The organism is Solicola gregarius, assembly GCF_025790165.1.
In the GTDB taxonomy this organism is placed as follows: Bacteria; Actinomycetota; Actinomycetes; order Propionibacteriales; family Nocardioidaceae; genus Solicola; species Solicola gregarius.
Genome location: NZ_CP094970.1, coordinates 4,794,817 through 4,815,203 on the forward strand (window position 1 = coordinate 4,794,817; position 20,387 = coordinate 4,815,203).

Below are 20,387 nucleotides of genomic sequence, written 5' to 3' on the forward strand. Positions count from 1 at the left end.
GCGTCGACTCAGCGCGGGATCTCGGACCAGTAGTCGAGGTATCCGCGCCAGTCCGCGGTGATGCTGTCGATGTCCGTACCGAAGGCGCGCCGGGCGGCGACGTCTGCCGACGTTCCGCGCAGCACCTGCCCGTAGAACTCCGTCACCGCGTCGTCGCCGTACGCCTCGCCGAGCATCCGGAACGCCATCCACGCACCCTCGTACGTCGCGCCCAGGCGCGGCGACGCAGTGCCGAACTCGTTGTCTGACGGCAGCGCCTTCGGAGGCCCGCTCGTGCGTACGCGCTGGAGGATCTGCGAGGCGCTTCGGGTCGGCTGGAGCTTGTCACGGTTCAGTGCGACGAAGTCCGCGTAACCCTCGGCGACCCACAGCGGCGCGACCGCGGTCGCGGCACCGGTCGCCTCATGCGTCGCCTCGTGGGTGAGCACGATCTGGGCGGCGCGCTCGTCAAGCGGCGTGAAGATGTCGGGATTCACCACGACGGCGACCGGGCCGTACGTCGCGTCCGACCCGTCGAGCGTCGTCGTGATCGCCGCGATCTGGCTCAGCCTGTCAGACGACCCACCGACGATCGCGGAGCTCTGCGTGCTGTCCCGCGGGATCACGACGAACGCATCCCGTTTCGGCTTTCCGTACACGCGACGCACGTCGGCCATGGCCTTGTCGACCATCGGCCGCATCTTCGGCTTCTCGGCCCCGCCGTCGACGCGCACGAGAGTGGAGTTGTCGTCGCGGGTCACATCGAGCGCGCCGGCCAGCCACAGGGGCATCGGGTCCTTCGTCGCCGCCACGCCTTCGAGGTTGAAGCGCTGGGTCTGGCGTACCTTGACCGAGACGGTTGCCATGTCCGTACGCCGGCGCGGCAGGCCGGTTGTGGCGCCCGGCACCCAGCTGACGTCGACCGAGGCGTCGAACGTGCCGCCGGTGCCGGCTTGAGCCGCGGCATCGTCGTCCACCAGCTCCAGGTCGATGCGTCCGGCGCCGAGCTCCTGCAGGTTGTCGTACGTCTGCGCGCCCCAGCGCTCGGCGGCAGCGGTCTTGCCGGCGGCGGCGATGAACTCGTCGCGGTCACGGTCCTGCCAGGCCGACTCGAGGCGATCGAGCGCGTTGGGCAGCGCAGACGCGTCGGGCACCGCTCCCGCCGGACTCAGGGCGGATGCGGTGCTCGACTGTGCTTCGGATGGACTGGACTCGCGCTGCTGCCAGACGACGAAGCCCAGTACCACGACGGCGACGACCAAGAGCGCCCAGACGTTGGCGCTTCGCACCGCCCGGACGGTTGTGCTCACCCCAGAATTGTAGGGACCCGGATCAACGAATCCGGACCAGATCGACCCTGGGAGCGGGTCGGGTGAGCAAACTCACCCGACCCGTCGATCACGCGACGCGGCGAACGGCCGTGACCGGCATCGTGCTGACACCGACGATCTCGACCGACGAGCCCGGATGGGGCGCGTGAATGATCAGTCCGTCGCCGAGGTAGATCGCGACGTGGCTGATCGGGGTGTAGTAGAACACCAGGTCGCCCGGCTGCATGTCCGAGCTGGACACCGGCGTGCCGGCACCTGCCTGCGAGCTCGACGACCGCGGCAGGGCGATGCCCGCCGAGGCGTACGCGCCGCTGGTCAGCCCGGAGCAGTCCCAGGAGTCGGGGCCCGCGGCGCCGTACACGTACGGCTCGCCGAGCTGGTCCTTGGCGAACGCGATCGCCGCGGCGGCCGCACCGCTGGCGTCGGTCGTGCCGTCGCCGGTGTCGACGGTGGGGTCGCGGTCCTCGTCACGGCTCGGACCGTCGCCATCGCCGTCGGGATCGTTGAGGAGCGCCTCGCGCTGCTCTGCCTCGAGCTCGTCGAGGACGTCTTCGGCCTCATCGGCCTTCTTGTCGACCTCGGCCTTCTCGTCGGCCATCTTCTGCTTGGCCTTGTCGATCGAGTCGAGCTGCTCCTCGAGCTGCGTCTCGCGGCTCTGCAGCTCGCCCGACATCGTCGAGTACTCGGCAAGCAGGTCGTTCTGGGTGGTGTTGTACGCCTGCATCGCGCCGAGACCGTCGATGAACTGCTCGGGGTCGTCGCTGGTCAGCAGCTCGCCGGTCGTACCGAGCGGGGAGTCGGTCGCGTCCGCGACGAGCGATGCGGTCACGCGCTTCTTGATCTTCGAGAACGACGCCTGCTGGTCGCGCACGTCTTGTCGGGTCGCCTTGAGCTGCTTGCGGGTCTCGCCGATCTGGTCGACCAGCTGGAGGTACCGCTCGTTCGCCTCCTCGGCATCGCGGTGAAGTCGCTCGACGCGGTCGCGGACCTGGTCCAGCGACGGTTCATCGGGCGAGGCGACGCCGGCGGGTACCGCGGTGGTGAGTCCCGCGGCGAGGGTGGCGCACACGACGACTACGGCGCGCGTCCGGTTGAAGCTGCGCTGGCCAGTCCGCACGAGGGACGGTCCCCTTTCCTCGACGCCTACCAGGTGAGCTGACGGGTTCGGGCCAAGGACTTGCCCTACGGCGACGACAGGTCGACGCCGACTCACCCCACGTACGTGGTTCCCCGGCTCCGGCACGCGACTTCCCTCGCGAGCCGGATTAGGCGGCGTGCCCGCGCCCTCCTGGTGGAGGACTCTCACGTGACACGCAAGCGCCCACTGTAGCGATCCGGGACACCTAGATCAATCGCGTCGGGGCGCGTCGATCCTGCGGTGCTGTTGGGTCGGTGACGACCGTCACGCAGAGTCGGGCACGGACTCGTCCATCGCCGTGACGAGCCGCAACGGCGGCACCAGACCGGACGCCGACAAGGCGTCGATCGCCTCGCGCTCCTCGTCGTCGATGCGTACGCCCTGTGGCGGACCGCCCAACAGCACGGTGACGACGCAGTCGCCGCAGGCGTCGCCGCGGACGAGACAGCTGTCGCAGTCGATCGTGATCGAGCTCGAGTCGTCGTTCATGGCTCCTCCGTCTCCGCCGGCCGTGGGGAAGGAAGACCGGCACCTCGTCATGGACGCTACGGACCGGGTCTGACAACCGGGGCAGACGTTCGTGCGGAACGGTCTCGCGCGGTTACCGAGTGGGTCGGTCGCCAAGCCTTGCGTATCCACCTTGTTGGCTCGCGGGGGTCCTCACCTTGTGGGCCGTTACGGCTCCGCCGGTCGAGCGCCTGCCTGGTGACCGGCGCCGTAACAGCCCACAAGCTAGGCGCCGCGGTGGTTGCCGTTCGCTCCTGCAACATTGAGACCCGCTTACCTACGGCAGAGGCTTTCGGTTGCTCGAGACGCCCGTCTTAGCGGCCGGCGAGGAGGCCGATCAGCGCTGCGGCCGCGGCCGGGCGGCCCCCGGCGCGGCGGGCGTGTGCGGCGACCTCGGCGTCGCTGGAGACGACGATCACCGGACGTCCCTCGGGCTCGGCCGAGACCAGCTGCGCGATCACGTCGTCGGCCGTGACGCCGGCGGGGCTGAACCGCACGCGTACGCCGCGGGCGGACGGGCGTGCCGCCGACGGTGCGACGTCGGCGCCGTCGAACACGACCGTCGCCTCGACCGCCGTACGCGCGGCGAGCCCGCCGACCTCGGTCACCAGCAGCGAACGCTGCCGATCGAGCGGCACGTCGCTCCATGCGGACTTGCTCACGTTGTAGCCGTCGACGATCACGTGGGCCCGAGGCAGCTCGAGCAACGGCCGCAGCCGCGCCGCATCGGTGACGGTGGCGTGCTCGCGGCCCTGCGCGGGCTCGTCGCCCGCGACCTGGTCTGCGGGCAGCGTCTCCAACGGCGGCAACGCCAGCTCACGACGCAGGCCCTGCGCCGCCTCGATCACCGTGTCGAGGAGCAGGCGCGAGCGCATCGACTCCTGTGCGCGGTCGCCGCGCGACTGGCGCCGCTGGTCGCCGAGCTCGGCCACCGCCGTGTCGAGTCGCTGACGCAACCGGCGCACCTCGGCGTCCGCCTCGTTCGCCCGCGCACGCTCGCGGTCCGTCACCTCTTCGAGCTCGGCCTCGAGGCGCGTACGCTCCGCCTCCGCCGAGCGCGCCCGGGTACGAGCGTCGCCGAGCTTGCGACGCAGATCGGTGTTGTCGGCCTTGACGCCGTCGATCTCCTTGCGGTGCGCGGTGCGCGCAGACCGCATCTCGTCGCGCAGCTGCTCCACCTGCTGTCCCAGCCGCTCGACCTGGTCGGACTCCTCCGCGGCGGTGGCGGCCGACGCCTCCCGATCGGCCTCCAACGCGTCGAGCGCGGCGTCGAGCGCCCGGCGCCAGCCGTCCACGCGCGTGACGTACGCGATCGCGGCCACCTCGACGGGGTCGATCGTCGCGACGGCGTCCGTCGCGATCGCCTCGACGACGGCCTCGTTGCCGCGGCGTACCTGACCACCGACCCGGTCACGAAACGAGTCGTCGGTCGCGACGGCCGTCGCGATCGCCGTTGCTGCCAAGCGCGCCCGTCGCGCGGGGGTGAACTGGGCGATCTTCCGCAACGGCGGCGGGACCTGCCTCGCGTCGAGGGCGGAGAGCGCTTGCGAGGTCAATGCGACCACACGGTGGCGTACCGATTCGGGCAGCACGATCGGCTGCACGTCCGGCGGCGTCGGTTCCGCTGCCACGCGTACGCCTCCTCACGGTCGAGTACTTGGCCCGAGCTCTTCCCCCCGCCGTAGAGTCCCTCCTTCGAGCGTATGCCGTGCCCGGTCATCCCCGCACGCCACTTCCGAGACCGGCAACGCTAACCGCCGTACGCACGCGGGCGGTCCGGACCCGCCGTCGTGTCTTCAGCGGTTCTGTCAGTACCCGGTCGTACGGTGCCAATATGACCGCGCTTCGAGCCGTGCAGGGCACGTTCGACGAGCTCGGTACGGCCTTGCGCGACGCGACGTTCTGCGTCGTCGACCTCGAGACGACGGGCGGCTCCGCGTCGGCCGGGTCGGAGATCACCGAGTTCGGTGCGGTCAAGGTGCGCGCCGGCGAGGTGGTCTCGGAGTTCCAGACCCTCGTACGTCCGCACACCTCGATTCCCTCGTTCATCGCGGTGCTCACCGGCATCAACGACTCGATGGTCGCGTCCGCGCCCCGGATCGACACGGCGCTTCCCTCGTTCCTCGAGTTCGCCAAGGGGTGCGTGCTGGTGGCCCACAACGCGCCGTTCGATGTCGGCTTCCTCCGACACTTCGCCGGTGAGCTCGGTCATACCTGGCCGGGTTTCGACGTCATCGACACGGCGAAGCTCGCGCGGCGCGTCCTCACCCGTGACGAGGCGCCCAACTGCAAGCTGTCGACGCTCGCCCGGATCTTCCACGCGTCAACGACGCCCAATCACCGCGCCCTCGAAGACGCCCGCGCGACGGTCGACGTCCTGCACTCGCTGATCGCACGACTCGGCAACGTCGGCGTACACACGGTCGAGGAGCTCTCGACCTTCAGCAGCCAGGTGAGCACAACCCAACGCCGTAAGCGCTACCTCGCCGAGGGCCTGCCCCACTCACCGGGTGTGTACCTCTTCCGCGACGCCCAGGACTCCGTGCTCTACGTCGGCACGTCCAAGGACATCGGCGCGCGCGTTCGCTCGTACTTCACCTCGAGCGAGACCCGCAGCCGGATGGGCGAGATGGTGGGGCTCGCCGAGCGGGTCGAGGCGATCGAGTGTGCGACGACGCTCGAGGCACAGGTACGCGAGCTGCGCCTGATTGCAGCCCACAAACCCCGCTACAACAAGCGTTCGCGTTTCCCGGAGCGCGCGATTTGGGTCAAGCTCACCCGCGAGCCGTGGCCGCGGTTGTCGCTCGTGCGGTCGATCGGCGACGACGGGGCCGACTACATCGGCCCGTTCGGCAGCCGGCGCACCGCCGACAGCGCCGTCGCCGCACTGCACGAGGCGTTCGGCATCCGGCAGTGCACCGGTCGGATGCCCAAGGTGCCGAGCCGATCGCCGTGCGCCCTCGCCGAGATGGGCGTGTGCATGTCGCCGTGTGACCAGTCCGTCTCATCGGTCGACTACCAACACGAGGTCGAGCGCGTACGTGAAGCCATGCTGCGCGACCCGGCCGAGGTGATCGCGGCGCTCGATCTCAAGATGGCCCGGCTGTCCGACCAGACCCGCTTCGAGGATGCACAGGTCCAACGCGACCGGCTCCGTTCGTTCCTCCGGGCGACGGCACGCACCCAACGCCTGACGGCACTCACCACGTGCCGCGATCTCGTCGCTGCCCGCCGCGGCGATGACGGCCGGTGGGTGGTGCATGTCGTCCGCTACGGCCGGTTGTGCGCCGCGGGCGTCATCCCGGACGGCGCAGACGCGCGCGAGTGGGTCGAGCGCCTCCGCATCGGGGCCGAGACCGTGCTCCCCGGTTTCGGGCCGGCACCGGCGGCCTCGACCGAGGAGACCGAACGTGTCCTCAGCTGGCTCGAGGGCGAGGGCACCCGGCTGATCGAGGTCGACGGCGACTGGATGTGTCCGGTACGCGGGGCGACTCGCCATCTCGCGACGTACGACGCCGTCGAGGCCACCTCGGTCGTCCCGTTCGACGAGCGTCGGATGCCGCGCACCGTGCACCAGCCGACCAGATGAACGGTCCGTACTAGGCTTCACCACGACTCGTCCACGTACCGACCAGGAGGCAGCGTGATCACCGCGATCGTGTTCATCAAGGCCGACGTCGCCGGCATCCCCGAGGTCGCCGAACGGATCGCCGCGCTCGACGGCGTGAGTGAGGTCTACTCCGTCACCGGCCACATCGACCTGATCGCGATGGTGCGCGTGCGCCGACACGAGGACATCGCCGCCGTCATCGCCGACAAGGTCAACAAGGTGCCGGGCGTGAGCTCGACCGAGACGCACATCGCGTTCCAGACCTTCTCGCGCCACGACCTCGAGTCTGCGTTCAGCATCGGCATCTGAGCCGGGGCCACCCAGACAAATAGACATTTGTTATGCCAGGGCATAACAAATGTCTATTTGCTCGGCGGGCGGGCGCTCGGCGGGCGGAACGCGCCTCAGCCGGCCGCGATCCGCTGGGTCACCTTCGCCCAGCGATCGAGTACGCCGCGGGCCGCACCGCTGTCGAGCGACTCGCGTACGCGCTCTGCCGCGCCGCGCATGCGGTCGACCAACGGGCCGCTCATCGCATCGCGCGCGACCAGACCCGCGGCCGCGTTGAGTACCACGGCGTCGCGTACCGGGCCCTGCTCGCCGGCGAGTACGCGCCGGAAGACGTCTGCATTGTGCGCGGCATCGCCGCCGCGCAGCGCTTCGATCGGCGCCCGCTCGACACCGACGTCCTCCGGTGCGATCGACGCCGGCTCGACCGTGCCTCGTGCGACCGTCCATACGGTCGACGTCGTCGACGTGGTGAGCTCGTCGAGTCCGTCGTCGCCGCGGAAGACCAGCGCGTCGACACCGCGACGGGCGAGGACGCCGGCCATGATCGGCGCCGAGCGCGCGTCTGCGCAGCCCACGGCGAGCGCATCCGGCCGGGCGGGGTTGGTCAGCGGGCCGAGCAGGTTGAACGTCGTCGGGATGCCGAGCTCGCCGCGCACCGGGATCGCGTATCGCATCGACGGGTGGAAGACGGGCGCGAAGCAGAACGTGATGCCGGCTTCGTCGGCCACCTCGGCGATCCGGTTGGGCGGGAGGTCGAGGCGTACGCCGAGCGCCTCGAGCACGTCTGCCGACCCGCTGGAGCTGGATGCGGCGCGGTTTCCGTGTTTCACGACCACGGCGCCCGCGCCGGCCATCGCGACGGCGGACATCGACGAGATGTTCACCGTTTTCGCGCGGTCGCCGCCCGTGCCGACGATGTCGACGATGCGACCCGGGACAGACAACGGCTCGGCGTGCTCGTACATCGCGGCGACGATGCCCTCGACCTCGTCGACGGTCTCGCCCTTGGCGCGCAGCGCTACGACGAAACCGGCGATCTGCGCCGCGGAGGCGGCGCCGGAGAAGATCTCGTCCATCGCCCAGGCCGCCGCGGCACGGTCGATGTCGTCGCCGTCGACGAGCGCACCGAGCACGGTCGGCCAGGTGTACGCCTCCGCTGCCATCGGCTCAGGAGGACGCCGGGAGCGAATGAGCACCCCGGACGAGCTCGATGACGGCTTCGGCCAGCATGACCGGGTCGATCGGGTGCGCGACGACGCCGTCCGCGAGCGACCACGTCGCCAGCCATGCGTCCTGCTGCCGCCCGGTGAGGACGAGCAGTGGTGGGCAGCGGTAGATCTCGGTCTTGAGCTGGCGCGCGACACCCATCCCGCCGGCGGGCACCGCCTCACCGTCGAGGATTGCGAGGTCGATGCCGCCCGCATCCATCGTCTTGATCACGACGGGCTCGGTCGCACACTCGACGTACTCGAACGGCGGCAGGTCCGGATGCGGCCGCTTGCCGAGCGCGAGCAGCACCTGCTGCCGGGTGTCGGAGTCGTCGCTGTAGACGAGCACCTTCAGGGGTCGGGAGTCTGTACGGTCGGTCACGGCGCCATCGTATGGGAAAGCAGCACCGGTGGCGTACGACGCCCGCCCACCTGGTACGTGCAACACGCTACGGGGGTGCGTGGAGAGTGCCGAAACCTACGGTCCATAATGGCTCTCGTGGCGACAACATCCGCGATTCCGGCGTCCAGGCTGCACGGCCAGCCAAACCGTCCCTCGATGGTGACCGTTGGCACGATCGTGTGGCTCTCCAGCGAGTTGATGTTCTTCGCGGCGCTGTTCGCCGCGTACTTCACGATCCGCGGGGTGACCCCCGAGCTCTGGGAGCTCGAGACCGCGAAGCTCAACGTCCCGTTCGCGACCGCCAACACCACCATCCTGGTGTTGTCGTCGGTCACCTGCCAGTGGGGCGTCTTCGCCGCCGAGCGCGGCCGTGTCGGCCGTGTCGGCAGCGTGTTCCAGGTCGGCAAGTGGGGCATGCGCGAGTGGTTCGTACTCACGTACCTGATGGGCGCCGTCTTCGTCGCCGGTCAGGCGGTCGAGTACGTCGAGCTGATGCACGAGAACGTCACGATCCCCTCGTCGCCGTACGGCAGCATGTTCTACCTCACCACCGGGTTCCACGGTCTGCACGTGATCGGCGGGTTGATCGCGTTCGTGCTCGTCATCGGCCGTACGTTCATGGCCCGCAAGTTCACCCACGAGCAGGCGATCAGCACGATCGTCGTCTCGTACTACTGGCATTTCGTCGACGTCGTGTGGATCGGACTGTTCGCCACGATCTACCTGATTCAGTAGCTGCCCGGCAGCACGCACGCCTGCACACAACTTCATCGCAGCTCCCCGCCCCAGAAAAACGAGACGGAACGAGGTCCACCCCGTGCGGTTCTTGTCCACGCGTCGCCGGCACCGGATGGCCGGCCTCGTCGTGTTGCTGTTCGGCCTCATCGTCGCCGGCGGCGTCTACTACGCGGCGGCACCGCGTACGGCAGACGCCGAGACGGCAGACGCCCAGAAGATCGAAGCCGGTCGCCAGCTGTTCCTCGTCGGGTGTGCGAGCTGCCACGGCAAGAACGCCGAGGGCGTCGGCACCAAGGGCGACCGCAACTACGGCCCGACGCTCGTCGGAGTCGGCGCGGCCGCGGTCGACTTCCAGGTCGGCACGGGCCGGATGCCGATGACCAACGCGGCACCGCAGGCCCCCGCCAAGCCCCCCGTCTACACCGACGAGGAGGTCGAACAGCTCGCCGCGTTCGTCGCGTCGCTCGGCCCGGGCCCCGAGGTTCCCGACGAGCAGTACACCGACACCTCCGACGTGACCGACGAGGAGCTCGCCGAGGGCGGCGAGTTCTTCCGCACCAACTGCACGGCGTGCCACAACTCCGTCGGCGCCGGTGGAGCACTGCCCAGCGGCCGGTACGCGCCCGCGCTCACCGACACCAGCGCGCGGCACATCTACGAGGCGATGATCACCGGACCGCAGCAGATGCCGGTCTTCTCCGACGACGTGATCACCCCCGAGCAGAAGCGCAACATGATCGCCTACATCGAGGCGATGCGCGACACCCCCCAGAGCGGCATCGGCGGCGGCAGCCTCGGGCCCGTGTCGGAGGGCATGTTCGCCTGGATCGTCGGCATCGGCGGCCTGGTCTGCGCCGCGACCTGGATCGCGACCCAGAGCGTGCGTTCGAAGCGGAAGAAGGGTGAGGTCGAGGCATGAGTGAGATCGAACCCCGCGGCGAGGAGCCTCGCAACGACATCGACCCCGCCGATCCCAGCGACCCGATGCCGAACCCCGGACTCCCCGAGCACCAGTGGCGTCCCACCGACGTCGACCCGGCGCAGGAGCGTCGCGCGGAGCGTCAGGTCGCCGGCATGTTCGGCCTCGCAGCCCTGCTCGCACTCGCGTTCTGCGTGTGCTACTTCGCGGTCCCGCTCGACACCACGACGACCTTCCTCGGCTTCACCGCCCAGAACTTCGCGCTCGGCCTCACCCTCGGCGGTTCGCTGCTGCTGATCGGTCTCGGCGCCATCCAGTGGGCGAAGAAGCTGATGGCCGACCACGAGGTCATCGAGATGCGCCACCCGGCGCGTTCGTCGGATGAAGACCGCGAGACCACGCTCGGCATGTTCAACGAGGGCGTCAACGAGTCCGGCTTCGGTCGTCGCCCGCTGATTCGCAACAGCCTGTTCGGTGCGCTCGGCATACTCGGCCTGCCGGCGATCGTGCTGCTGCGCGACCTCGGCCCGCTCCCGGGCGACAAGCAGTTCAACACCGTGTGGACCAAGGGCATGCGCATCGCCAACGACGTGTCGGGCAAGCCGATCCGGCCGTCGGAGATCGAGGAGGGCCAGCTCACCAACGCCGAGCCCGAGATCCTGTTCGAGGTCGACGAGGACGGCGAGCCGGTCATCCACGGCACCGAGGCGCTGCAGGTGAAGGCCAAGGCAGCGGTCATCCTGATGCGGATGCCTCCGCAAGACATCACCGCACCCGAGGGCCGCGAGAACTGGAGCATCGACGGCATCCTCTGCTACTCCAAGATCTGCACCCACGTCGGCTGCCCGATCAGCCTGTACGAGCAGCAGACGCACCATGTCCTCTGCCCCTGCCACCAGTCGACGTTCGACCTGGCCGACGGCGGCAAGGTCATCTTCGGTCCCGCACATCGAGCCTTGCCGCAGCTGCAGCTCGGGGTTGATGATGAGGGGTACCTGATCGCAATGGGCGACTTCGAAGACGTCGTCGGGCCGAGCTTTCCCGAGATCCACCAGGAACCGTGATGAGTGCCACCACCGAAGGATCCAACCGCATTCAGGAAACCGGCGTGGGCAAGAAGGCCGCCGGTCCGGTCGAGTGGCTCGACGACCGCGTCGGTCTCGCCACGCTCGCCAAGGGGCAGCTGCGCAAGATCTTCCCCGACCACTGGTCGTTCATGCTCGGCGAGATCGCCTTGTGGAGCTTCGTCGTCCTGCTGCTGTCCGGCGTCTTCCTGACGCTGTGGTTCGACCCGAGCATGACCGAGACGGTCTACGACGGGTCGTACGCTCCGCTGCGCGGCATCGAGATGTCGGCGGCGTACGAGTCGACGCTGCACATCTCGTTCGACATCCGCGGCGGCATGTTGATGCGCCAGATCCACCACTGGGCGGCGATGTTGTTCATCGCGGCGATGCTGGTGCACATGCTGCGGGTCTTCTTCACCGGCGCGTACCGTCGACCGCGCGAGCTGAACTGGCTGATCGGCGTCGGCCTGCTGTCGATGGGCCTGATCGAGGGCTTCGCCGGCTACTCGCTTCCCGATGACCTGCTGTCGGGCACCGGGCTTCGCTTCGTCGACGGACTGATCCGCTCGATCCCGATCGTCGGTTCGTACCTCGAAGTTCTTCATCTTCGGCGGGGAGTTCCCTGGCGACGTGCTGATACCGCGCCTGTACATGGTGCACATCCTGCTCGTTCCGGCGCTCCTGCTCGGCCTGATCGGCGCACACATGCTGCTGCTCGTGTACCACAAGCACACGCAGTGGCCGGGTGCCGGACACACCGAGAAGAACGTCGTCGGCTACCCGCTGCTGCCGGTGTACGCCGCGAAGGCCGGCGGCTTCTTCTTCATCGTCTTCGGCGCGACCGCGCTGATGGGTGCGCTCTTCCAGATCAACCCGGTCTGGAACTACGGCCCGTACGACCCGTCGCAAGTCACGGCGGGCTCACAGCCCGACTGGTACATGGGCTGGGTCGAGGGTGCGGTCCGAATCATGCCCAACTGGGAGTGGACCATCTGGGGCTGGACGTTCAGTTGGAACGTCTTCCTACCCGCGGTGTGTCTGATGGGGCTGCTGTTCACCGTATTGGCGCTGTATCCGTTCGTGGAGCAGTGGGTGACCGGCGACAAGCGTGAGCACCACCTGCTCGAGCGTCCGCGCAACAACCCGACGCGTACCGCGTTCGGAGTCGCCGGCATCACCTGCTATGGCGTGTTCTGGATCGCCGGTGGCAACGACATCCTCGCGGTCGTGTTCCATCTCGACATCTTCGCGATCACGTGGGCCTGTCGGGTGCTGGTGTTCGTCGCGCCGGTGATCGCGTTCCTGGTCACCAAACGTATCTGCATCGCGCTGCAGCGTCAGGACGTCGAACGGGTGCTCCACGGCTACGAGACGGGCATCATCGAGCGCTCCCCCGACGGGGCGTACTCCGAGCGGCATGCCCCGCTCGACGCCGAGCACGTGCACAAGCTGACCGCGCACAACCGACCGACGGTCCACGAGCTACCGGACGACGTCGACGAGAACGGCGTCCACGCGCCGCACTCACGCATCGCGAAGGCACGCGCCCGCTTGTCCGGGTTCTTCCACGGCTCCGATATCCAGAAGCCGACCCGCCAGGAGCTCGAAGAGGCCAACGAGCACCACGGTGGTCACGGCGAGCTCGAGGCCGGCGACGACGAGTTCACCGGCGTCAGCGAGACGGGTATCCCCCGCAGCCACTGACCCACGACAGCTCGACCGGTACGCACGCGGCTATCGCCTCTCAGCAAGCGAGGCGGTAGCCGCGTCGGCGTACGGACTCGACCGTGGCCGGGCCGGCACGCGGGCACGGCGCAGGCCGCGACGTGGTCGCTTGACCGCATATTGCCGGCATCCTCGGCCAGCGTCTGGCCTCGAGAACACGCCGTTCACGGTCAGCCCGACGAACGTACGGGCTCGGGGCGATCTCCGCCAGAACGGGTGAGCGGCCGCAGCTCCGTTGTCGGACGGGTCGTCATGCATAGTGGCCGGCCCTGGCGACCACCATGCATCAGGATCGCGCCCAACGTTAATATGCGTCCAGGGTGACGTCGTACGCCCCATGGCAAGTTGTCGCCGCTAGGGGGCAAACTTGCCCGGTAGCGGCGCGGATTACCATGGGCCCATGGTAATCCGCGTGGCAAGGTGAACGGCGTTCGCGGGGCAAGGTGCAGCGGTGCGGAAGCGGACGGCCGCTAGGACAGCGCGCTGCCCTGCTTGAACTCCTGGTACGACTCGTCCCAGTCGGTCCAGCCGTTGCCGTCCTCGAGGGTGCGCGGGCTGTTGATGAACTTCACCGGGTCGCCGATGTTGGAGCGGTTGTAGTACCAGAGGGCATCGGCCGTGCTCAGCCCGGTGCATCCGTGGCTGACGTTCGCGGCGCCCTGTGAGCCGACCGACCACGGCGCGGCATGGATGAACTCGCCCGTGTACGTGACGCGCATCGCGTACTGCACATCGGGGATGTCGTAGTACTCCGGGTCGTCCTCGGAGATGCCCGTCGTCGCCGCGTCCATCCGCTTGACGTCGTACTTCTCCATGATCACCTTGGTGCCGGCGCGGGTCTCGAAGCCGGCCTTGCCGGTGGTGATCGGGAGGGTACGCGCGACCTTGCCGTTGACCTTGACGGTCATCTTGTGGCCGGAGACGTTGACAACGCTCTCGACGGCATCGCCCACCGTGAACGTCGCGGAGTTGTCCTCCTGCCCCCAGAGGTTCGGGCCGGCCTTGACGCTGTTCACGTTGGCGTTGACGGTGACCTTCGAGCCGGCGGGCCAGTACTCCTTGGGCCGGAAGTGCACCTCGGTGTCGCTGATCCAGCTCCAGGTGCCCTCGACCTTCGGCTCGGACTCCACCTCGAGCTTGCGCTCGATGGACGCCTTGTCCTGGACCGGGATGTCGAAGGTGACGATGATCGGCATCGCAACGCCGACGGTCGCACCATCGAGCGGCGCGATGCTGGCGTACGTCTGCTGATCGAGCGTGAGTGCCTGCGTCGTGAACGACGAACGCTCGGTGACGGCATCGCCATCGGCGTTCTGGCCCTGCATCACGACCTTGTAGGTCTTGCCGGGCTCGAGCGATCCGCTCGCCTGCCAGGCCGTCTCGTTGCCGTTCAGCTCGCCCTCGACCTGGTTCTTCGGCGCATCGGTGCCGGCGAACATGCTCACCTTGTCGATCGAGCCCCCGGCCGCCGACACCTCGACGACCTTGTCGACCTTGACGCCCTTGGCGCCGTCGCGGACGTTGGGCGTCAACTTGACGGGATCGGCAGCCTCTTCATTCTCGGCTGCCGCGGGCGACGCGTCGTCACCATCGTCACCGGTCACTGGGTTGCCGCTGCAGGCAGTGAGCGTCAGTACTGCGGTCGCGGTGACGGCTGCGACGGTCAGCAGACGGCGGCGCGCGTGATTACTCGACATACAGTTAAGCCCCGTGCATGGATCGCTGAAGAGGACAGTTCAGCCTACAGCCTAGCAAGACCACCCATACGTACGTGCGCGCCACGACCCGATGTGACTCGCCCGACGTTTCGGCGAGTACCGCGCGCCGTTCAGTGCGCGTGCACTCCGCGGTAGTACTCGAAGACGAAACCACACACAGTCACCGCCGTGACGCCCGCACCGATGATCAACAGCCACCAGCCGATCACGACGCCGAGCACGCACACGCCGACCGCAAGCGCGCAGAACAACGGCCACCAGCTGTACGGCGGGAAGAAACCCTGCTCGCCGGCACCCTCGACGATCTCCCCGTCGTCTCGGTCTTCGGGACGCGCATCGATCTGCTTGGCGACGACCGCGAAGTAGAACGTCATCAGCGCCGCGAGCAGCGTCGTCATCACGAGCGCGCTCGTACCGGTCGGGTCCTCGCTCATGAACCAGTAGATCGGGGCGACGACCGCGAAGAAGATGGCACAGAACCCGATGATCCAGGCTTCAAGCCTCACTTGTCGTCCTCCGTGCTCGAAATGTCGTCACGCCGTTCGCGGGCATCGTCGATCGCCTCGTCGCGGCCCGTCGTGCTCGGCGCGTCGTGGAGCGACTCGTCGTCCATGACGTCGAGGGCGGCAACCTCCGGGTGGTGCAGGTCGAACGCCGGGCTGTCGGAGCGTACGCGCGGAAGCGACGTGAAGTTGTGCCGCGGCGGCGGACTGGACGTCGCCCATTCCAGGGAACGGCCCCAACCCCACGGGTCGTCGCAGTCGACCTTCGGCCCGCGTCGCGACTTCCAGACGTTCCAGATGAACGGCAGGGTGGAGGCGCCGAGCAGGAATGCTCCGATCGTGGACACCTGGTTCAGGATGGTGAAGCCGTCGGCGCTGCTGTAGTCGGCGTACCTGCGTGGCATGCCCTCGATGCCGAGCCAGTGCTGGACCAGGAAGGTCAGGTGGAAGCCGATGAACAGCAGCCAGAAGTGCATCTTGCCGAGCCGCTCGTCGAGCATGTGGCCGGTCCACTTCGGCCACCAGTAGTAGAAGCCGGCGAACATCGCGAAGACGACCGTGCCGAACACGACGTAGTGGAAGTGCGCCACGACGAAGTACGAGTCGGACACCTGGAAGTCCAGCGGCGGTGACGCCAGGATGATGCCGGTCAGGCCGCCGAACAGGAAGGTCACCAGGAAGCCCAGCGAGAAGATCAGCGGCGTGTCGAAGCTCAGAGACCCGCCCCAGAGCGTGCCTATCCAGTTGAAGAACTTCACGCCCGTCGGCACTGCGATCAGGAACGTCATGAACGAGAAGAACGCGAGGTCGACCGCGCCGGTGACGAACATGTGGTGCGCCCACACCGCGACGGAGAGCACCGCAATGCCGAGGGTTGCGCCGACCAGGCCGATGTAGCCGAAGATCGGCTTGCGGCTGAAGACGGGCAGGATCTCGGTCACGATGCCGAAGAACGGCAACGCGATGATATAGACCTCCGGATGCCCGAAGAACCAGAACAGGTGTTGCCATAGGATCGCACCGCCGTTCGCGGCGTCGAAGACGTTCGCGCCGAGCCGTCGGTCGGCCTCCAGCATCAGCAGCGCACCGGCGAGGATCGGGAACGCGATCAGCACCAGCAGGCTCGTCACCAGGATGTTCCAGGTGAAGATCGGCATCCGGAACATCGTGATGCCCGGGGCGCGCATCGTGAAGATCGTGGTCACGAAGTTCACCGCACCGAGGATCGTGCCGAGGCCGGCCATCCACAGGCCCATCACCCACAGGTCGCCGCCGACGCCCGGCGAGTTCACCGCGTCGGACAGCGGGGCGTACGCGAACCAGCCGAAGCTGGCGGCGCCACCGGGCGAGACGAAGCCCGCCGCAGCGATCAGGCCGCCGAACAGGAACAGCCAGTAGCTGAACATGTTCAGCCGCGGGAACGCGACATCGGGCGAGCCGATCTGCAGCGGCATGATCCAGTTCGCGAAACCAACGAACAGCGGTGTCGCGAAAAGCAGCAGCATGATCGTGCCGTGCATCGTGAACAGCTGGTTGTAGGTCTCGTCGCTGACGATCTGGGTGCCAGGCGCGCCGAGCTCGGCGCGCATCAACAGTGCGAGGACACCGGCGAAGATGAAGAACGCGAACGACGTCGCCAGATAGAGCGTGCCAATGACCTTGTGATCGGTCGTCGTGATGACCTTGACGATCCTCTTGCCGAGCGTGTTCGGCCGCGGGCGTACCGTCGTCGTGGTGCCCGGGATGTCGGTGGCGGTCACGAGGCTTCCTCCTCCGCTTCTTCAAGGCCCTTGATCGTGTGGCTCTCGGCGCCGCCCATCGGCGCACCGACGTTGCCGTCGGCCTCGAGCTCGCGAAGATGCGCGTCGTACTCCTCCGGCGAGACGACGTGGACGTTGAAGAGCATCCGCGAGTGGTACATGCCGCACAGCTCCGCGCAGCGGCCCTTGAACGTGCCCTCCCGATCGGGGGTCACCTCGAACGAGTTCTCCTCGCCCGGTACGACGTCCAGCTTGCGGTAGAACTCGGGGATCCAGAACGAGTGGATGACGTCGGGCGAACGGAGCTCGAAGCGTACGGACTCACCGACCGGCAGGTAGAGGTCGGCGATGTCGTCGGGTGCTCCGGCGTCGAAGACATCCTTGCCGTTGACGGCATCCTCGCCCATGTAGTCGAACGTCCAGGCCCACTTCTGGCCGACCACGGTGATCACGTGGTCGGGGTTCTTCGACTCCTCGGTGATGTCGTTCTGCACCTCGACGGTGTGGAAGAAGAAGGCAGCGACTGCAATCACCGGCGCAACCGTGTAGAGCATCTCGATCGGCAGGTGGTAGCGGACCTGCACGGGGACGTAGTCGTCGGAACGACGCCGGTAGCGGATCGACGACCAGATGATCAGCGTGAACACGATCAAGAACGTCACGCCGACGGCGATCCATGCGCCGAGCCACAGGCCGAACAACTGCTCGCCGTCGGTGCTGGCGGACTTCGGGAGTGCCATCCGCAGCCACTCGTTGTCGCTGTCCTTGGAGCAGCTCGCGAGCACGAGGGCCAATGGGAGAAGAGCGGCGGACCGCAGGACGCGCGCGCTACGAGTCGGCCGACGCCGACCGGCAGCGCGAGCCGCGTCATTCTGGGGGAGTTCGGGACCCACGAGGCGCCTTTCTTGCGTCACTACGGCGATGGCGATTTCAGTCCGCACCATACTCCAATCACTGCTGCGATCTTGGTGTGGGTACGGTCGTCGGGTGGGTGACACCGACGTTTCGGCATCCGAACGCGTCTACCTCGATGCCGCGTCCATCGAGCCGCTGCGTCCCGCGGCCAAGGACGCGTACCTCGCGGCGCTCGATCAGGGGTGGGCCGACCCCTTGCGCCTCCACAGCGACGCACGTCGCGCCCGCTCCCTGTACGACCAGGCGCGCGAGTCCGTCGCCGGCGTGATCGGCTGCCGACCCGACGAGGTGACCTTCGTGGCGTCGGGCACCGAAGCGGTCGTGCGCGGGCTCACCGGGCTCGTACGCGGGCGCGCGCGACACAGCACGCTCCTGGTCCACAGCGCGGTCGAGCACTCGAGCGTCCTGCACACGGCCGAAGCGCACGAGGCCGCCGGTGGTGGCGTCAGGTCCCTGCCCGTTTCGGCGGCCGGAACCGTACCCGTCGACGCGGTCGACGAAGCCCTGGCGGCGGGCGATGCGGCCGCCATCGCAGTGCAGGCGGCGAACCTCGAGAGCGGAGCCGTCCAACCCACGGGCGCGCTCGCCGAGGCCTCGGACCGGTCGGGCGTGCCCTGGTGCTGCGACCTGACGGGCGTGGCAGGCCGTCTGCCTCCCGTGCCCGGGTGGTCCGTGGCGACCGCGGGCGCCAACGCGTGGGGCGGGCCGGCGGGTGTCGGCGTGCTCGCGGTACGCAAGCGGGTGCGGTGGCGCCCGACCGGACCTGCCGATGACCGGCTCGACCCGCGGGCACCGGGCTTCGAGAACGTGCCCGCGATCGTCGCGGCGGCGGTCGCACTCGTCGAGATGGAGTCCGCGCGAGACGTACGCGCCGCCCACCAGCACGCGCTCACCGAGCTCCTCCGCTCGGAGGTGGCGCGTCGCGTTCCCGATGTCGACGTGATCGGCCCCACCGGAGCCAACCGACTCCCCCACGTTGCGAGCCTTTCGTTCCTGTACGTCGACGGCGAGGTGCTCGTCACCGAGCTCGACCGTCGCGGGTTCGCCGTCGCGAGCGGTTCCGCCTGCACGTCCAGCTCGCTCGAGCCGAGCCATGTGCTCGCCGCGATGGGCGCGCTCACGCACGGGAACGTACGCGTGTCGGTGACCTGCTCGACCACCGACGACGACGTACGCCGGTTCGTCGACGCACTCGTGTCCGTTGTGGCAGACGTCCGCAGCCAGGTGGACGGTGTGCGGACGTGAGCGAGATCGAGCTCGACTGTCGCGGGATGCTGTGCCCGATGCCGGTGATCAAGCTCGCGGGCGCAACGCAGGGCGCCGAGCCGGACACAGTCGTCCGGCTGCGCACGGATGACGCCGCGGCGCGCGTCGACGTACCCGCATGGTGCCGGATGCGCCGTCACGAACTGGTGCACCAGCACGATGACCCGGACTCGACCGCGAGCACCTTCGAGGTACGCGTTCGGCGCGAGCCGGGTCGGACCTAGACGGGCAGCGTGAGTCGCGACCCGATCTCGTCGGCGGCGTCGGCTCCGTACGTCGTCTCTATGCGCCGCAGGAACCCGGCCGCCGACAGGGTGTACTCCTGGGTGCCCATCGTCTCGACGACGCTCGCGGCGATCGTGCAGCCGACCTGGCAGGCACGCTCGGACGCGAGGCCGGTCTCGATGGCCGCGAGGTACCCGGCCCGGAAGGCGTCACCGACGCCCGTCGGCTCGACGGCGTTCAAATCGGCGATGGCCGGGACCACGATGTCGGTCTCACCCTCCTGCTCGACCCGCACGCCGGCGGCGCCGAGGGTGACGACTCGCGTACCCACCCGCTTGAGGACCTCGTCGCGCCCCCAACCGGTCTTCTGCTCGATCAGCGCGGCCTCGTACTCGTTGCTGAAGAGGTACGTCGCACCGTCGATCAACCGGCGGATCACATCTCCGTCGGCCCAGGCGAGCTGCTGCGACGGATCGGCGGCGAACGCGAACCCGCGTGACCGGCAGTCGTCGGTGTGCCGCAGCATCGCCTCGGGATCGTTCGGCGCTATCACCACGACGTCGGGAGCGCCGTACTTGTCGGCGACGGGGCCGAGCTCGATCTCTCGTGCCTCGCTCATCGCGCCCGAGTAGAAGGACGCGATCTGGGCCATCGACTCGTCGGTCGTGCACACGAACCGGGCGGTGTGCCGGGTCTCGGAGACGTAGATCGGCGAGCAGTCGACACCGTGTCGCTCGAGCCAGGCGCGGTAGTCGCGAAAGTCTTCGCCGACCGCTCCGGCGAGCAGGGGACGATGCCCGAGAGCGGCGAGCCCGAACGCGATGTTGGCCGCGCAGCCACCCCGGCGGATATCGAGGTCTTCGACGAGGAAGGACAGCGAGATCTTGTCGAGCTGGTCGACGACGAGCGAGTCCTTGAACTTGCCGGGGAACGACATCAGATGGTCGGTTGCGATGGAACCGGTGACGAGAATCGACACGGACACTCCGAGCGGATGGGCTGACATGACGAGAGGGCGCCCGACCCGGAGGTCGAGCGCCCTCAACGTACGTCAGCTCGCGAGGAGATGCGAGTCGGGGCCGTC

Annotated in this window: 18 protein-coding genes, 1 pseudogene and 1 riboswitch; of the genes and pseudogenes, 8 read left to right on the plus strand and 11 right to left on the minus strand. The window is 68.3% G+C overall.

Translation table 11 applies throughout. From position 1 onward, the window contains the following. Window positions 1–8: 8 nt before the first annotated feature. From L0C25_RS23380 to L0C25_RS23395, 4 genes are all read right to left on the minus strand, one after another. On the minus strand, window positions 9–1,289 hold the full coding sequence (locus L0C25_RS23380) for a gluzincin family metallopeptidase (protein WP_271634239.1): 1,281 nt from the start codon (window positions 1,287–1,289) through the stop codon (window positions 9–11). An 88-nt stretch (window positions 1,290–1,377) separates the two neighbouring features. Further along, on the minus strand, window positions 1,378–2,427 hold the full coding sequence (locus tag L0C25_RS23385; protein WP_271634240.1) for a C40 family peptidase: 1,050 nt from the start codon (window positions 2,425–2,427) through the stop codon (window positions 1,378–1,380). 8 nt (window positions 2,428–2,435) lie between these two features. After that, window positions 2,436–2,592: riboswitch (cyclic di-AMP (ydaO/yuaA leader) on the minus strand. A gap of 120 nt (window positions 2,593–2,712) precedes the next feature. Beyond that, window positions 2,713–2,937: a hypothetical protein gene (locus L0C25_RS23390; protein WP_271634241.1), complete on the minus strand. Its 225-nt coding sequence runs from the start codon at window positions 2,935–2,937 to the stop codon at window positions 2,713–2,715. A gap of 332 nt (window positions 2,938–3,269) precedes the next feature. Beyond that, a complete protein-coding gene (locus L0C25_RS23395; RefSeq protein ID WP_271634242.1) occupies window positions 3,270–4,586 on the minus strand; it encodes an NYN domain-containing protein in 1,317 nt (438 codons plus the stop codon). 203 nt (window positions 4,587–4,789) lie between these two features. Between L0C25_RS23395 and L0C25_RS23400 the strand changes: the two genes are divergently transcribed. Beyond that, the gene (locus L0C25_RS23400; RefSeq protein WP_271634243.1) at window positions 4,790–6,544 is read left to right on the plus strand and encodes a DEDD exonuclease domain-containing protein; all 1,755 of its coding nucleotides are present in this window, start codon (window positions 4,790–4,792) and stop codon (window positions 6,542–6,544) included. A gap of 54 nt (window positions 6,545–6,598) precedes the next feature. After that, window positions 6,599–6,874 carry an Lrp/AsnC family transcriptional regulator gene (locus tag L0C25_RS23405; RefSeq protein ID WP_271634244.1) on the plus strand — a complete coding sequence of 92 codons (276 nt, stop codon included), beginning with the start codon at window positions 6,599–6,601 and terminating at the stop codon, window positions 6,872–6,874. Window positions 6,875–6,969: 95 nt separating this feature from the next. Here L0C25_RS23405 and trpD read toward each other — a convergent pair whose 3' ends face one another. Together trpD and L0C25_RS23415 are read right to left on the minus strand one after the other, a co-directional pair. Continuing rightward, on the minus strand, window positions 6,970–8,019 hold the full coding sequence (trpD, locus tag L0C25_RS23410; RefSeq protein WP_271634245.1) for an anthranilate phosphoribosyltransferase: 1,050 nt from the start codon (window positions 8,017–8,019) through the stop codon (window positions 6,970–6,972). Between the two features lie 4 nt (window positions 8,020–8,023). Continuing rightward, on the minus strand, window positions 8,024–8,446 hold the full coding sequence (locus L0C25_RS23415; protein ID WP_271634246.1) for an Rv3143 family two-component system response regulator: 423 nt from the start codon (window positions 8,444–8,446) through the stop codon (window positions 8,024–8,026). Between the two features lie 108 nt (window positions 8,447–8,554). Between L0C25_RS23415 and ctaE the strand changes: the two genes are divergently transcribed. The 4 genes and pseudogenes from ctaE (at window position 8,555) to qcrB (ending at window position 12,895) form a co-directional block, all read left to right on the plus strand. Continuing rightward, window positions 8,555–9,202 carry an aa3-type cytochrome oxidase subunit III gene (gene ctaE, locus L0C25_RS23420; RefSeq protein ID WP_456299986.1) on the plus strand — a complete coding sequence of 216 codons (648 nt, stop codon included), beginning with the start codon at window positions 8,555–8,557 and terminating at the stop codon, window positions 9,200–9,202. A gap of 82 nt (window positions 9,203–9,284) precedes the next feature. Continuing rightward, on the plus strand, window positions 9,285–10,124 hold the full coding sequence (qcrC, locus tag L0C25_RS23425; protein ID WP_271634248.1) for a cytochrome bc1 complex diheme cytochrome c subunit: 840 nt from the start codon (window positions 9,285–9,287) through the stop codon (window positions 10,122–10,124). After that, entirely contained in the window at window positions 10,121–11,188 is a 1,068-nt protein-coding gene (gene qcrA / locus L0C25_RS23430; protein ID WP_271634249.1) for a cytochrome bc1 complex Rieske iron-sulfur subunit, read from the plus strand. The genes qcrC and qcrA overlap by 4 nt, the downstream gene beginning before the upstream one ends. Beyond that, window positions 11,188–12,895: pseudogene (gene qcrB / locus L0C25_RS23435) on the plus strand (cytochrome bc1 complex cytochrome b subunit). The gene qcrA and the pseudogene qcrB overlap by 1 nt, the downstream one beginning before the upstream one ends. Window positions 12,896–13,386: 491 nt before the next feature. Here the strand turns inward: qcrB and L0C25_RS23440 are convergent. The 4 genes from L0C25_RS23440 to ctaC all read right to left on the minus strand — a co-directional run bounded on the left by L0C25_RS23440 (window position 13,387) and on the right by ctaC (window position 17,691). Beyond that, a complete protein-coding gene (locus L0C25_RS23440) occupies window positions 13,387–14,613 on the minus strand; it encodes a L,D-transpeptidase (RefSeq protein WP_271634250.1) in 1,227 nt (408 codons plus the stop codon). Window positions 14,614–14,744: 131 nt separating this feature from the next. Beyond that, window positions 14,745–15,140 carry a cytochrome c oxidase subunit 4 gene (locus L0C25_RS23445; protein WP_271634251.1) on the minus strand — a complete coding sequence of 132 codons (396 nt, stop codon included), beginning with the start codon at window positions 15,138–15,140 and terminating at the stop codon, window positions 14,745–14,747. Continuing rightward, the gene (gene ctaD, locus L0C25_RS23450; RefSeq protein ID WP_271634252.1) at window positions 15,137–16,897 is read right to left on the minus strand and encodes an aa3-type cytochrome oxidase subunit I; all 1,761 of its coding nucleotides are present in this window, start codon (window positions 16,895–16,897) and stop codon (window positions 15,137–15,139) included. The genes L0C25_RS23445 and ctaD overlap by 4 nt, the downstream gene beginning before the upstream one ends. Further along, window positions 16,894–17,691, minus strand: coding sequence for an aa3-type cytochrome oxidase subunit II (gene ctaC / locus L0C25_RS23455; protein WP_456299987.1), 798 nt, complete (start codon window positions 17,689–17,691; stop codon window positions 16,894–16,896). Before ctaC ends, ctaD begins: the two co-directional genes overlap by 4 nt. A gap of 193 nt (window positions 17,692–17,884) precedes the next feature. Here ctaC and L0C25_RS23460 point away from each other — a divergent pair, with 193 nt between their 5' ends. Together L0C25_RS23460 and L0C25_RS23465 are read left to right on the plus strand one after the other, a co-directional pair. After that, a complete protein-coding gene (locus L0C25_RS23460) occupies window positions 17,885–19,057 on the plus strand; it encodes a cysteine desulfurase family protein (protein ID WP_271634253.1) in 1,173 nt (390 codons plus the stop codon). Next, window positions 19,054–19,302, plus strand: a complete 249-nt coding sequence (locus L0C25_RS23465; protein WP_271634254.1) for a sulfurtransferase TusA family protein — start codon at window positions 19,054–19,056, stop codon at window positions 19,300–19,302. Before L0C25_RS23460 ends, L0C25_RS23465 begins: the two co-directional genes overlap by 4 nt. Here the strand turns inward: L0C25_RS23465 and L0C25_RS23470 are convergent. Then, complete coding sequence (locus L0C25_RS23470) at window positions 19,299–20,309, minus strand: carbohydrate kinase family protein (protein WP_271634255.1); 1,011 nt, start codon at window positions 20,307–20,309, stop codon at window positions 19,299–19,301. The genes L0C25_RS23465 and L0C25_RS23470 overlap by 4 nt on opposite strands. Window positions 20,310–20,387: the final 78 nt, after the last annotated feature.